Genomic DNA, 13,239 nt, shown 5'->3' with positions numbered 1-13,239 from the left:
AAGGTTCTTATGGAAATCCAAAATCATTTGATTAAGTTAAATCAAAATTTTAATACAAAAGAAGAAGCCATTGAATTTTGTGGCAATCTCCTGGTTGAAGGGGGCTACGTCAAGCCTGACTACGTGCCAGCCATGATTGAGCGAAATAAAGAGCTCTCTGTCTATATGGGCAACTTCATCGCCATCCCTCACGGAACCGACCAGGCTAAAAAAGAAGTCCTGAAGACTGGGATTACCATTGTCCAGGTCCCTCGTGGTGTGAACTTTGGCACAGAAGAAAACCCACAGGTTGCTACTGTGCTCTTTGGGATTGCCGGTATCGGAAATGAACATTTGGACTTGATTCAAAAGATTTCGATTTTCTGTGCTGATGTCGACAATGTCGTTAAAATCGCTGATGCCCAGACGGTTGAAGAGATTGCAAGCTTCTTTGCAGATGCAGAATAATGTAGAAGAGCCGATGACGGCTTTTTTTTTTGCCAAAAATTAGATGCTTGTAGATGATGGCACAAGATCCTGTGCCAAAATCTCTATTTACTGCAAGGGCTTTCAAGAGTAAAATAAGACTATAAGAAAAATAAAAGGAGCTTTCAAAAATGAAAAAAGCAGTACACTTTGGTGCAGGAAATATTGGCCGTGGCTTTATCGGAGAAATTTTAAGTCAAAATGGCTTTACAATCGATTTTATCGACGTCAATGAAGCGATTATTGATGCCCTCAATGACCGGGGGAGCTATACGATTGAGCTGGCCAATGAAGGCCACGACAAGATTGAGATTTCAGGCGTTGCCGGTATCAATAATGCCAAGAATCCTGAAGCCGTTGTTTCAGCCATTGCTGAGACTGATGTCGTGACCACAGCCATTGGGCCAAATATCCTGCCCTTTATCTCTGGATTGATTGCTCAAGGAATCCAGAAACGCCGTGAGGCCAATAATACGGCCCCACTTGATGTGATTGCCTGCGAAAATATGATTGGTGGCTCTGACTTCCTTCTTGAAAAGGTCAAAGAAGACCTGAGCGCAGAAGATCTGGCCTTCCAGGCAGAACACATCGGTTTCCCTAATGCAGCTGTCGACCGGATTGTCCCAGGCCAAAGTCATGAAGACCCGCTCTACGTCGTTGTTGAGCCCTTCCATGAATGGGTCATTGACGAATCAGGCCTTAAAAACACAAGCTTTAAGCTGGAAGGCGTCCACTATGCTTCAAATCTGGATCCCTTTATTGAACGTAAACTCTTCTCAGTCAACTCAGGCCATGCCACAGTCGCCTACAACTCTGCCTACAAGGGCTACAAGACCATTCTTGAAGGCCTGCAAGACGATGAGATTGTCACAGCTCTGAAGAATGTCCAGGCTGAGACCCGGGCCCTTCTCCTTGCGAAATGGGACTTTACAGAAGAAGACCTGCTGGCCTATCACAACACCATCATTGACCGCTTTGCCAATCCGCAAATCATCGATGAAGTCAGCCGGGTGGCCCGGACACCGATCAGAAAGCTCGGCTATGACGAACGCTTCATCCGCCCAATCCGTGAGCTCAAGGCCAACGGTAAAGGCTACGGAGCCCATCTTGATGTGGTTGGTAAAATCTTTAGCTACAAAGACGTCGAAGACCCACAGGCAGTCGAGCTTCAAGAGAGGCTTGCCAATGAACGCCTGGTCGATGTGATTAAAGAAGTGACAGGCCTCAAAGATGCAGATTTGATTGCTGAGATTGAAGCTGTGGCTAAGAAGTATATCTGATTAAAAGCCGGAAGGCTTTTTTGATAAATGAACTATACCAATTTTGTCTTATGAATCACTTGACATTAAAAAAGACAAGTATTATAATGATTTCTGTAATAAAAAATAGATAAAATTTAACTATACCAATTTCGATTGGCATAGAAGGAGAAAAATATGTGTGGAATTGTTGGTGTTGTCGGAAGTGCGAATGCGACAGACATTTTGATGCAAGGCCTTGAAAAACTTGAATACCGTGGCTATGATTCAGCAGGTATCTTTGTTGCTAAAGCTGGAGGACAATCTAATCTTGTCAAATCTGTCGGCCGGATTGCAGACCTCCAGGCTAAAATCGGCGATGCTGTCGCTGGCGACGCAGGCATTGGGCACACCCGCTGGGCAACCCACGGGAAACCAACTGAAAACAACGCCCACCCTCATACTTCAATGAGCGAACGCTTTGTCCTCGTCCACAACGGTGTCATCGAAAACTTCAAGGAAATCCAAGAAGAATACCTGAAAAACGATACTTTCTACGGTCAAACCGACACTGAAATTGCAGTTCACCTGATTGCTAAATTTGTCGAAGAAGAAAAGCTTGAGCTCCTCGAAGCCTTCAAGAAGGCCCTTAACATTATCAAAGGCTCATACGCCTTTGCCCTCATGGATGCAGAAAACCCTGAGGTCATTTATGTGGCAAAAAACAAGTCTCCACTCTTGATTGGTCTGGGCGACGGCTACAACATGGTCTGCTCTGACGCTATGGCTATGATTCGTGAGACTTCTGAGTTCATGGAAATCCATGACAAGGAACTCGTTGTCTTGACTAAAGACAGCGTAAGCGTAACTGACTACGCGGGTAAGGCCATTGACCGCAAGTCATATACAGCCGAGCTAGACCTCTCAGACATCGGTAAGGGTACTTACCCATTCTACATGCTCAAGGAAATCGATGAACAGCCTACAGTGATGCGTCATCTTATCTCTGAGTATGCTGATGAAAATGGGGCAATGAAGGTTGATGCAGACATTATCAAGGCCATCCAGGCTTCAGATCGCATCTACATCATTGCTGCAGGTACTTCATACAATGCCGGCTTCGGTGCCAAGCAAATGCTCGAAGACCTGACCAACACCCCAGTTGAACTCGGGGTTGCCTCAGAATGGGGCTACGGCATGCCATTGCTCAGCCAAAAGCCATTCTTCATCTTCCTTAGCCAATCTGGCGAAACAGCTGACAGCCGTCAAGTCCTGGTCAAGACTAATGAATTGGGTCTCCCTTCATTGACAGTGACCAATGTCCCAGGCTCTACCCTCTCCCGTGAAGCGACTTACACCATGCTGATTGGTGCCGGTCCTGAAATCGCCGTAGCTTCTACAAAGGCTTACACAGGACAGATTGCGACCCTGGCCTTCTTGGCCAAGGCTGTCGGAGAAGCAGAAGGCAATGAAAAGGCCAAGGCCTTTGACCTTGTCACTGAGCTCTCACTGGTAGCTCAATCGATTGAAGCCAGCTTGTCTGAAAAAGAAGCCATTGCCAACATCGTCAAGGAACGCCTCCTTGAGACCCGCAACGCCTTCTATATCGGTCGTAAGCAAGACTACTATGTAGCCATGGAAGCTTCCCTCAAACTTAAAGAAATCTCTTATGTTCAATGTGAAGGCTTCGCTGCCGGCGAACTCAAGCACGGTACGATTTCTCTGATTGAAAAAGACACACCAGTTATCGCTTTGATTTCAAACAATCCAGAAGTCGCTGCCCACACTCGTGGTAACGTCATGGAGACCGTCTCTCGTGGTGCCGCAGCTATCGTCATCGCTGAAGAAGGTGTTGCCCGTGAAGACGATGACATCGTCGTCAACGCTGTCCACCCTTACCTTTCAGCGATCTCAATGGTCATTCCAACCCAGTTGATTGCCTATGAAACATCGCTCCAACGTGGTTTGGATGTTGATAAACCTCGTAACTTGGCGAAGGCTGTTACAGTTGAGTAAAAAAATCGGGCTATCCCGATTTTTTCTTTTCTTACAGAATGATTTTAATATCGTCTTTGTTGATTAATGTCTCCTTGTTTCAGCTCCTCCTAAGAGTTTAGCAATTATAGATGAGCTCTTTAGCAAAAGCTTGAAATTATCCTGCTCAGTCGGCAGGATTTTTTTGACATCTCCAAGCTTTTTACGGATAACAAGCATGTATAAGATCAAAGAACCAGCCCCAAGCCTCCTACCCAGAGAAAAGCTCAGCCTCCTTGGAGCTGAACGCCTCTCAGAACAAGAGCTCCTCGCCATCCTCCTCAGAACCGGGACAGCCAAGCAGTCGGTTTTTGACCTGGCTTCAGGTATTCTCAGGCACTTTGGCAGTCTTCCAGCCTTCAGAGAGGCTAGCGTAGAAGAGCTCAGCCAGATTTCCGGGATTGGAAATGCCAAGGCCGTCGAAATTAAGGCCATGATTGAGCTGGGCAAGCGGGTCCAGCAGGCCAGTAAAATCCGGCTAGGACAGGTCATGAGCCTAGAGAGTCTGGCAGAGCACCTGATTGATGAGATGTCAGATCTAGGCCAGGAGGAGCTCCGAGCCATCTTTTTAGACGGACAAAATCGGATTATCAATAAGCGGACGATTTTTATTGGGGCGGTCAACCATTCGATTGCCAACCCCAGAGAGATTCTCTACTATGCGATAAAGCATCTGGCAGTCGCCATCATCGTCGCCCACAATCATCCATCAGGCCTGAGTTTCCCCAGCCAGGCTGATAAGCTCTTCACGAAAAAAATGGCCGAGGCGACAACAAGCATTGGCTTGAAGTTCCTCGACCATTTTATCATCGGACACAATGACTATTTTTCCTTCAGAGAAGAAGGACTGCTTAATTCTGAGACATGAAGAAGAGCAGGGTCTGAAGCTCTTTGGTCAGGTCAATCGTCTGGACATGAACGCCCTGAGACACTTTGAGCCGGAGGGGCGTAAAGTTAAGAATCCCCTTGATACCAGCGTCAACCAGGATGTCAGCAACCTCTTGGGCATGTTCCTTATTGGTGGCAATGATGGCTGTGTTAATTTTAGACTTTTTAAGATTCTTCTTGATATCAGAAATATTGTAGATGGGAATGCCATCTTCATTTTCAGTCCCGACCAGAGGATTACCAGCCACATCGTAGGCCTGGGTAATCCGCATCTTATTGCGTTCCTGGAAGCGGTAGTTGAGCAGGGCACGCCCCAGGTTACCGACACCAATCAGGGCGATTTCTGTTTCCTTGTTTTGCCCGAGCAAGTCAGCAAAGAAATCCCGAAGAGCAAGGGTCTCGTAGCCATAGCCACGCCGGCCCAGCTCACCAAAGAGGGAGAAATCCCGCCGGATCGTCGCTGCATCCACACCGATTTTTTCTGAAATGATTTGTGAATTTGTGCGGTCAATTTTTTCGTCTACCAGACTCTTAAAGAGCCGATAATATTGGGGCAGACGTCTTGCCGTCGCCTTTGGAAGGGCCTTATCATGTAAGTCAGCCATAGTTTCTCCTTGATTGATAAGTCAACAATCTTTATTCTATCTTTGTGACTATTTTATCAATATTTTGTGAAAACTTCAACCATTGAGACTTGATATTGAGGCTTGATAAAGGGTTATAAATTAAGGCTTTAGAGACAATTTTAGAAAACAGCATTTGTTAACAAAGCCAGTAGTCGACAAAAGCCTCCGCTAGCCCCTCTTTTATGATAAAATAAGAGCATGATTTTGTTACAAGGAAATAATATCGCAAGGACTTTTGGGGCGGATGTCTTATTTGAAGGCATCAGCTTTAATCTTCAAGAAAAGTCAAGGACGGCCCTGGTCGGCCGTAATGGTGCAGGAAAGTCGACCCTGCTCAAGATTATCGCAGGCGTCGAAGAGCCATCAGCAGGCGAAATCAGTAAGGTCAAAGACCTAAGCCTGAACTATCTGGCCCAGGATACTGGCCTATCTTCAGACTTGAGTATCTATGCTGAGATGCTCAGTGTTTTTGAGGACCTTCAAAAGCAAGAAAAACGTCTCCGACAGATGGAGCTTGAGATGGCTGATGCAACAGACTTAGACAAGCTCATGGCAGACTATGACAGGCTTTCAGAAGACTTTCGTCAGGCCGGCGGTTTCAACTATGAGGCTGAAATTAAAAATGTCCTCAACGGATTTTCATTTCCGGAGAATTTTTGGCAACAAAAAATCGCCTCATTATCAGGTGGTCAAAAGACCCGGCTGGCCCTGGCCAAGATGCTCCTTGAAAAGCCCCAGCTCCTGATTTTGGACGAGCCGACCAACCATCTGGACATCGAGACACTGGCCTGGCTTGAAAATTATCTGAAAAATTATCAGGGAAGCCTCTTGATTGTCAGCCATGACCGTTATTTCCTGGATAAGGTGACCAATGAGACTCTCGAGCTCTCTCGGGGCAAGATGACCCGTTATGCAGGAAATTACAGCCAGTACATGGAAATGCGGGCAGAGCGTGAGGCAAGCGAGCTCAAAGAATACGAAAAACAACAGAAGGAAATCGCCAAACTCGAAGACTTTGTCCAAAAGAATATCACTCGGGCCTCAACCACCAAGCGGGCCCAGTCCCGCAGAAAGCAACTCGAGAAGATGGAGCGCCTCGAGGCTCCCAGCAAGGGAGAGGGCTCAGCCCATATCCTCTTTGAGCCTGAAAAACGCTCTGGCGACATCGTGCTTACGGTCGAAGAAGCTAGCGTAGGCTACGATACAGTCCTTGCTGAGCCCATACATATCGACCTACGCCGGGGCCAGGCTATTGCCATCGTCGGCCCCAACGGTATCGGCAAGTCGACCCTGATTAAATCCATTATTGGAGATATTCCCTTTATCAAGGGGACAGCCAAGCTGGGTGCCAATGTCTCAGTCGGTTACTATGACCAGGATCAGAGTCGTTTGACGGCCAATAATACCGTCTTAGATGAGCTCTGGAACGACCATCGCCTGCTTCCAGAAGTAGAAATTCGCACAGTCTTAGGGAGCTTCCTCTTTTCTGGAGAGGACGTGAAAAAGACCGTAGGCATGCTTTCTGGTGGGGAAAAGGCCAGGTTGCTTTTGGCAAAATTGGCCATGGAGCATGATAATTTCTTGATTCTCGACGAGCCGACCAACCACTTGGATATTGATAGCCGTGAGGTCCTAGAATCAGCTCTAATAGACTTTCCAGGCAGCATTCTCTTTGTCTCCCATGACCGCTACTTTATCAACCGGGTGGCTACTGAGGTCCTGGAGATTTCCAAAAATGGAAGTCAGCTCTATCTAGGCGACTACGACTATTATACGGAGAAAAAAGAAGGGGAAGTCCAAGAGGAAGTAGCTAGTCTAGTGACTGCCAAGGAGATTGCCAACCAGGACTACGCCCAGCAAAAAGACGAGCAAAGAAACCGGCGCAAGCTTGAGCGTAAAGAGGCTGATCTGACTGAGAAACTAGAGGATCATGAGCGTCAGATCCAAAGCCTGATGGAGGCCATGGCTGAAAATCCTGAAGACTTTGTGAGATTAGGCGAGCTCCAGCTGGAGATTGACCAGCTGACGGCTGAGAATGATGAGATTGAGCTGGAGCTTTTGGAGTTGATGGAGAGCTTGTAACAGGCTCTATACAGCACTTACAGATGCTTCTTGCTAAATCCTCTTAATTTTGTTAAACTAAGTAAAACCTTTAATCGAGCACGAGAGGCTTGAAAGGACACTGAAAACGACAAAACTGCGATTTTTTGTGAACCTTCCTGGCCTCTTGGCTGGGATTTTCTTTATAGAAAGTGAGCTATTATGACCCTCTCATCACAAATTGCAGCAGACCTTCTTGAAATCAAGGCCGTGAGCCTTTCTCCATCGGCACCCTTTACCTGGGCCAGTGGTATTCAGTCGCCTATTTATACGGATAATCGGGTGACTCTGGCTTATCCAGAGGTCCGGAGCCGGATCGAAGCAGGTTTTGCTGAGCTAATCAAGGCTGAGTTTCCAGAAGTGGAAGTTATCGCTGGAACAGCGACAGCAGGGATTCCTCATGGGGCCATCATTGCAGACTACATGAAGCTTCCCTTTGCCTATATCCGCAGTAAACCCAAGGACCACGGGGCGGGAAACCAGGTTGAAGGACGTGTGGCAAAAGGCCAGAAGATGGTCGTGGTCGAGGACCTTATTTCCACTGGTGGATCTGTCCTTGATGCCGTGGCAGCTGCCGAGCGAGAAGGGGCAGAAGTCCTTGGCGTTGTGGCAATCTTCACCTATGAGTTGGAAAAGGCGACTCAGCGTTTTGCTGAAGCCGGCGTTAAGCTTAAGACACTGAGCAATTACTCTGAGCTCATTGAGATTGCCAAAGAGACAGAATATGTGACGGCTGAAGAGCTTGAACTTCTCAAGAAGTTCAAAGACAATCAAGAGACTTGGCAGGATTAAGTAATGAAATTAATTAAAAATGCAAGAATCATCGACCCCAAATCAAAGCTGGACCGGATTGCTGACCTCCTGATAGACGGGAAGAAAATAAAGCAAATCGCTGAAAACATCCTATCTGAAGGGGCGGAAGTGATCGATGCGACTGGCCTTGTTTTGGCACCGGGGCTGATTGACGTCCATGTCCACTTTAGAGAGCCAGGTCAGACCCATAAGGAGACCATCCACACAGGAGCGAAGTCAGCTGTTGCGGGCGGTTTCACGACAGTGGTCATGATGGCCAATACCCAACCGGTCATGTCGACGGTCGGGCTGCTTGAAGAGAGCCAGGCGATTTCCCAAAATGAAAATATCCATATCAAGACAGTAGCGTCAATTACAAAAGACTTTGATGGTGAGAAGCTGACAGACTTTAAGGCCCTGCAAGAGGCTGGAGCCGTTGGCTTTTCCGACGACGGGATTCCGCTGACCAATGCAGGTGTCCTGAGACGGGCCTTGCAGGAGGCCAGAGCGCTTGACGCCCTGGTTTCTATCCATGAAGAAGACCCGAATCTGATTGAGAGTCTGGGCGTGAATGCCGGCGAGGTTGCCCACAAGTGCGGTCTGGGCGGGGCGACTGATGTCTCTGAATACAGCATGCTGGCCCGGGACGTCATGATTGCCTATGAGACGGGTGCTAGGCTTCATGCCCAGCACATCTCGACTGCTCCATCTGTGGAAGTCCTCCGCTTTGCCAAGCAACTCGGGGCCAAGGTCACAGGTGAGGTCACGCCTCAACATTTTTCCATTACTGAAAATGCTGTGCTTGATCTCGGGACAAATGCCAAACTCAATCCTCCTTTGCGACGGGATGAGGACATTAAGGCCCTGATTAAAGGACTTCAAGACGGCACGCTTGATGTCATTGCGACTGACCATGCTCCCCATACTCACGAAGAGAAGGCGGTAGAGCTGGCTCAGGCTCCATCTGGTATGATTGGCCTGGAAACGGCTCTCCAGCTTGGGCTGACTCATCTGGTGGCTCCAGGCCATCTCAGCCTGATGTCCCTGCTTGAAAAAATGACCAGCAATCCTGCTAGCCTCTACGGTTTTGATGCGGGTTATTTAGCCGAAGGCGGGCCGGCAGACATGCTTCTCTTTGATCCAGAGGCCGAGACTGCTGTGCCTGAAAACTTTGATTCTAAGGCGAGCAATTCTCCCTTTGTCGGCCAGCTTCTTAAGGGAAGTGTTAAGATGACCATTGCTGATGGTGAGATTGTTTATCGAAATGAGAAGTAGGAGGAATCCTGCTTTTTTTATGAGTGAGTGCCGAAAAACTCGGTATTTCAATGCCGAGTAGTTCAACCTATCCAGAAAATAAAATAGGAACGAGTAAAAAAACAGCCTAAGGGCTGTTTCAGAGTGTAGACAAACTCTGACTTAGTCGGCTATAAGAAAATCTTCCTATAAATTTAGAAAGATTTTGCTGTGATTGGAGTGGAAGAAATCGCTGATTTTTATCTGACTCAAGACAGCCTGATAGAAAGCGTGATTGTTAAATTAGGAGCCAAAGGAGCTTTTGTAAAGACAAGGGCAGGGCAGTCTTTTACAGTCGAAGGATTTAAGGTTGAAAAACCTGTTGATACGGTTGGTGCAGGAGATGGCTTTGCAGTCGGCTTGGAGACGGCTTTACTTGAAGGGCTAGGCCTGGAAACAGCTGTAAAGCGTGCCTGTGCAGTAGGGGCACTTGCCGTCCAGAGTCCAGGAGATAGCGATGGTTATCCAAATAGAGAAGGCTTAGAAAGATTTTATGAGGAGCAGAAAAAATGCAAAGAGCAAAAATATTAGAACAAGTCATTGATTCCGGCCTTGTCTCGGTGGTTCGGGCAGACAGTGCGGATCAGGCCATAAAGATTGTAGAAGCTGTTATTGCTGGGGGAGTAAAATCTATTGAGCTGACCTATTCTGTCCCAAGAGCTAACGAGGTCATTGCAGATTTGCTGGCAAAATATCAAGACAGGGATATTATTATTGGAGCAGGGACCGTTCTGGATCCATCTTCAGCCCGCCTGGCCATTATTGCTGGGGCAAAATTCATCGTGAGTCCCAGCTTTAGTAAGGAGGTTGCCAAGCTTTGTAATCTCTACCAGGTTCCTTATATCCCAGGTGTTTTAACAGCCAAAGAGGCCCAAACAGCTCTCGAATACGGCTCAGAGCTCATCAAGCTCTTCCCTGGAGACATTGCTGGTCCCGCCATGATAAAGGACCCTTTCCATATATTAACATCCTCCCTTCAGGTGGCGTAACTGCTGATAACGTCTCCGATTGGTTTGAAGCCGGTGCGGTTGCAGTCAGTGCTGGTGGAGGAATGACGGCCCCGGCCTTAAAAGAAGATTATGATGGAGTGACTGAAAATGCCAGGCAATTTATGTCGGCTTTTGAGAAGGCGAAAAGCTCCATTTGATAACAGCTCATCCCAAGCAGTTTCTTTTAGAGACTGCTTTTTTATGCAAATTTAAGCCCTAAAATATGCTATAATATCCTTATATGAACTCTCAAGAAATGCAAGCAAGACAAGAAAAAATCCGTAATTTTTCCATCATCGCCCACATCGACCACGGGAAGTCAACACTGGCCGACCGGATTCTCGAATTGACCGAGACGGTCTCTAAGCGCGAGCTTCAAGCTCAAATGCTGGACTCGATGGACCTGGAGCGGGAACGGGGCATCACCATCAAGCTCAACGCCATCGAGCTGAATTATCATGCCAAAGACGGCGAGACCTATATCTTCCACCTCATCGACACGCCCGGCCACGTCGACTTTACCTATGAAGTATCACGAAGCTTAGCGGCCTGTGAGGGGGCGATTTTGGTCGTGGACGCTGCCCAAGGGATTGAAGCTCAGACTTTAGCGAATGTTTATCTCGCCCTGGATAACGACCTGGAAATCCTGCCTGTCATCAATAAAATTGACCTTCCTGCTGCAGACCCAGAACGGGTGCGGACAGAGATTGAAGATGTGATTGGACTCGATGCCTCTGAAGCTGTCCTTGCCTCAGCCAAGGCTGGTATCGGGATTGAAGACATCCTGGAGCAGGTCGTAGAGAGAGTCCCTGCTCCAGCAGGTGACATTGACGGACCGCTCAAGGCCCTGATTTTTGACTCGGTCTATGATTCTTATCGAGGTGTTATCCTGCAGATTCGGTTGATGGATGGTGTCCTCAAGGTTGGCGATAAAATCAAGATGATGAGTAACGGCAAGGAATTTGACGTGACTGAGGTCGGGATTTTCACACCTAAGGCGGTTTCACGTGATTTCTTGATGGCCGGCGACGTCGGATATGTGGCCGCTGCCATCAAGACTGTGGCTGATACCCGAGTTGGTGATACGGTGACCCTTGCTGACAATCCAGCGGACGCCCCACTCGACGGCTACAAGCAGATGAACCCTATGGTATTTGCCGGGATTTATCCTGTCGAGTCCAATAAATTTAACGACCTCCGTGAAGCCCTCGAACGCCTCCAGCTCAACGATGCCAGCCTCCAGTTTGAGCCTGAGAGCTCAAATGCCCTCGGCTTTGGTTTCCGCTGTGGTTTCCTTGGCCTCCTCCATATGGATGTCATCCAAGAACGCCTGGAACGTGAATTTGACCTAGACCTAATCATGACGGCTCCGTCCGTGGTCTATCATATCAACACGACCGACGGCGAGACCCTTGAAGTAGCCAATCCTAGCGAGTTCCCAGAGCCTACCAAGATTGAAAACATTGAAGAGCCATTTGTTAAGGCTCAAATCATGGTGCCCAATGAATTTGTCGGTGCGGTCATGGAGCTGGCCCAGCGTAAGCGGGGTGTCTTTGAGACCATGGACTACCTCGATGCCAACCGGGTTAACGTCATTTACCATATCCCTCTGAGCGAAGTGGTCTTTGACTTCTTTGATAAGCTGAAGAGCTCAACCAAGGGCTATGCCAGCTTTGACTACGAAATCTCTGACTACCGGGTGTCTAACTTGCAGAAGATGGACATCCTCCTCAATGGCGACAAGGTCGACGCCCTCAGCTTTATCGTTCATAAGGAGTTTGCTTATGAGCGCGGTAAGGTCATCGTTGAGAAGCTCAAGAAGCTGATTCCACGTCAGCAGTTTGAAGTACCGATACAGGCGACCATCGGCCAGAAAGTCGTAGCTCGTAGCGACATCAAGGCTCTGCGTAAAAACGTCCTTGCCAAGTGTTATGGTGGTGACATTTCTCGTAAACGGAAGTTGCTTGAGAAACAAAAAGCCGGCAAGAAGCGAATGAAGGCGATTGGTTCTGTGGAAGTGCCACAGGAAGCCTTCCTTTCCGTGCTTAGTATGGATGAAGAATAAGATGAAAGCCAGATTTTTGGCTTTTTTCTTGCACTAAATAATACTATGACAGAATTAAATTATAATGCTGGACAGGTTTTGGTACATGTGCTAAAATAAAGATAGAAAGGTAAGGTGCAGATATGGAAGCAGTAGCATATACTAATTTTAGGAAAGAACTGAAAACATACTTCAAACAAGTCAACGAAGATCGCGTTCCTTTGTTTGTTACCAACAAAAACCCTGAAGATGATGTGGTAGTTTTAGCAAAAGATGATTACGATAGTATCATGGAAAGCGTTCGTATCATGAGCAATAAGCAATTAATGGCTAAAATCAATAAAGGAGATGAACAATTTGCAAAAGGAAAGGGTAAAGTAAGGGAGCTGATAGATGATTAAAAGTTTCTCGGACGAAGCTTGGAAAGACTACCTTTATTGGCAAACTCAAGATAAAAAAACTCTAAAAAGAATCAATTTACTCATTAAAGATATTGATCGAACGCCTTTCAGCGGTATTGGGAAACCTGAACCCTTACAATTTGACTTAAGTGGAAAATGGTCAAGAAGGATTAACAAAGAGGATCGGCTTATCTACAAAATTGATGATGATACCATTTATCTCTACTCTTTCAAAGATCATTTGATGTTATCCTAGAAAAATGGACAGCCGTTTAGGTAATTTGGTACACTCAATTTATGGTTAAACGATATGAACAAGGTTTCAAAGAAACTCTAGTAGAACTTTATGACTCAGGGCAAAGTGTTCCG

11 protein-coding genes and 2 pseudogenes are annotated in these 13,239 nt (G+C 47.1%); 12 read left to right on the top strand and 1 reads right to left on the bottom strand.

Going from position 1 to position 13,239, the window contains the following annotated elements; translation table 11 throughout:
• Positions 1-9: 9 nt before the first annotated feature.
• From NtB2_RS07245 to radC, 4 genes are all read left to right on the top strand, one after another.
• The gene (locus NtB2_RS07245) at positions 10-447 is read left to right on the top strand and encodes a PTS mannitol transporter subunit IIA (protein WP_109246287.1); all 438 of its coding nucleotides are present in this window, start codon (positions 10-12) and stop codon (positions 445-447) included.
• A 149-nt stretch (positions 448-596) separates the two neighbouring features.
• Complete coding sequence (locus NtB2_RS07240) at positions 597-1,745, top strand: mannitol-1-phosphate 5-dehydrogenase (RefSeq protein ID WP_109246286.1); 1,149 nt, start codon at positions 597-599, stop codon at positions 1,743-1,745.
• A 156-nt stretch (positions 1,746-1,901) separates the two neighbouring features.
• Positions 1,902-3,719, top strand: coding sequence for a glutamine--fructose-6-phosphate transaminase (isomerizing) (glmS, locus tag NtB2_RS07235; protein WP_109246285.1), 1,818 nt, complete (start codon positions 1,902-1,904; stop codon positions 3,717-3,719).
• A 196-nt stretch (positions 3,720-3,915) separates the two neighbouring features.
• Complete coding sequence (gene radC, locus NtB2_RS07230) at positions 3,916-4,605, top strand: RadC family protein (RefSeq protein ID WP_109246284.1); 690 nt, start codon at positions 3,916-3,918, stop codon at positions 4,603-4,605.
• Here radC and NtB2_RS07225 read toward each other — a convergent pair.
• Positions 4,589-5,230: a redox-sensing transcriptional repressor Rex gene (locus NtB2_RS07225; protein ID WP_109246283.1), complete on the bottom strand. Its 642-nt coding sequence runs from the start codon at positions 5,228-5,230 to the stop codon at positions 4,589-4,591. The two genes, radC and NtB2_RS07225, sit on opposite strands and share 17 nt — an antisense overlap.
• 219 nt (positions 5,231-5,449) lie before the next feature.
• Between NtB2_RS07225 and NtB2_RS07220 the strand changes: the two genes are divergently transcribed.
• The 8 genes and pseudogenes from NtB2_RS07220 to NtB2_RS07185 all read left to right on the top strand — a co-directional run bounded on the left by NtB2_RS07220 (position 5,450) and on the right by NtB2_RS07185 (position 13,126).
• Positions 5,450-7,333, top strand: coding sequence for an ABC-F family ATP-binding cassette domain-containing protein (locus tag NtB2_RS07220; RefSeq protein WP_109246282.1), 1,884 nt, complete (start codon positions 5,450-5,452; stop codon positions 7,331-7,333).
• Between the two features lie 180 nt (positions 7,334-7,513).
• Positions 7,514-8,143, top strand: coding sequence for an orotate phosphoribosyltransferase (gene pyrE / locus NtB2_RS07215; RefSeq protein ID WP_109246281.1), 630 nt, complete (start codon positions 7,514-7,516; stop codon positions 8,141-8,143).
• A gap of 3 nt (positions 8,144-8,146) precedes the next feature.
• On the top strand, positions 8,147-9,418 hold the full coding sequence (locus NtB2_RS07210; RefSeq protein ID WP_109246280.1) for a dihydroorotase: 1,272 nt from the start codon (positions 8,147-8,149) through the stop codon (positions 9,416-9,418).
• Between the two features lie 201 nt (positions 9,419-9,619).
• Positions 9,620-9,967, top strand: a pseudogene (locus NtB2_RS07205) (carbohydrate kinase family protein); the annotation flags it as partial.
• A pseudogene (locus NtB2_RS07200) lies at positions 9,946-10,583 on the top strand (bifunctional 4-hydroxy-2-oxoglutarate aldolase/2-dehydro-3-deoxy-phosphogluconate aldolase). The pseudogenes NtB2_RS07205 and NtB2_RS07200, both read left to right, overlap by 22 nt.
• A gap of 83 nt (positions 10,584-10,666) precedes the next feature.
• On the top strand, positions 10,667-12,490 hold the full coding sequence (lepA, locus tag NtB2_RS07195; protein ID WP_109246278.1) for a translation elongation factor 4: 1,824 nt from the start codon (positions 10,667-10,669) through the stop codon (positions 12,488-12,490).
• Between the two features lie 122 nt (positions 12,491-12,612).
• Positions 12,613-12,870, top strand: coding sequence for a type II toxin-antitoxin system Phd/YefM family antitoxin (locus tag NtB2_RS07190; RefSeq protein WP_109246277.1), 258 nt, complete (start codon positions 12,613-12,615; stop codon positions 12,868-12,870).
• The gene (locus tag NtB2_RS07185) at positions 12,863-13,126 is read left to right on the top strand and encodes a Txe/YoeB family addiction module toxin (RefSeq protein ID WP_109246276.1); all 264 of its coding nucleotides are present in this window, start codon (positions 12,863-12,865) and stop codon (positions 13,124-13,126) included. The genes NtB2_RS07190 and NtB2_RS07185 overlap by 8 nt, the downstream gene beginning before the upstream one ends.
• Positions 13,127-13,239: the final 113 nt, after the last annotated feature.

The sequence above is a fragment of the Lactococcus termiticola genome (assembly GCF_003116835.1).
In the GTDB taxonomy this organism is placed as follows: Bacteria; Bacillota; Bacilli; order Lactobacillales; family Streptococcaceae; genus Lactococcus; species Lactococcus termiticola.
Note: the sequence above shows the minus strand (reverse complement) of the source record. Positions and strands in the feature narration are given on the sequence as shown.

Bases quoted from the DNA above. Each gene is read 5' to 3' on its own strand.
- NtB2_RS07245 (WP_109246287.1), top strand. From the start codon at position 10: ATGGAAATCCAAAATCATTTGATTAAGTTAAATCAAAATTTTAATACA.
- NtB2_RS07240 (WP_109246286.1), top strand. From the start codon at position 597: ATGAAAAAAGCAGTACACTTTGGTGCAGGAAATATTGGCCGTGGCTTT.
- glmS (WP_109246285.1), top strand. From the start codon at position 1,902: ATGTGTGGAATTGTTGGTGTTGTCGGAAGTGCGAATGCGACAGACATT.
- radC (WP_109246284.1), top strand. From the start codon at position 3,916: ATGTATAAGATCAAAGAACCAGCCCCAAGCCTCCTACCCAGAGAAAAG.
- NtB2_RS07225 (WP_109246283.1), bottom strand. From the start codon at position 5,230: ATGGCTGACTTACATGATAAGGCCCTTCCAAAGGCGACGGCAAGACGT.
- NtB2_RS07220 (WP_109246282.1), top strand. From the start codon at position 5,450: ATGATTTTGTTACAAGGAAATAATATCGCAAGGACTTTTGGGGCGGAT.
- pyrE (WP_109246281.1), top strand. From the start codon at position 7,514: ATGACCCTCTCATCACAAATTGCAGCAGACCTTCTTGAAATCAAGGCC.
- NtB2_RS07210 (WP_109246280.1), top strand. From the start codon at position 8,147: ATGAAATTAATTAAAAATGCAAGAATCATCGACCCCAAATCAAAGCTG.
- lepA (WP_109246278.1), top strand. From the start codon at position 10,667: ATGAACTCTCAAGAAATGCAAGCAAGACAAGAAAAAATCCGTAATTTT.
- NtB2_RS07190 (WP_109246277.1), top strand. From the start codon at position 12,613: ATGGAAGCAGTAGCATATACTAATTTTAGGAAAGAACTGAAAACATAC.
- NtB2_RS07185 (WP_109246276.1), top strand. From the start codon at position 12,863: ATGATTAAAAGTTTCTCGGACGAAGCTTGGAAAGACTACCTTTATTGG.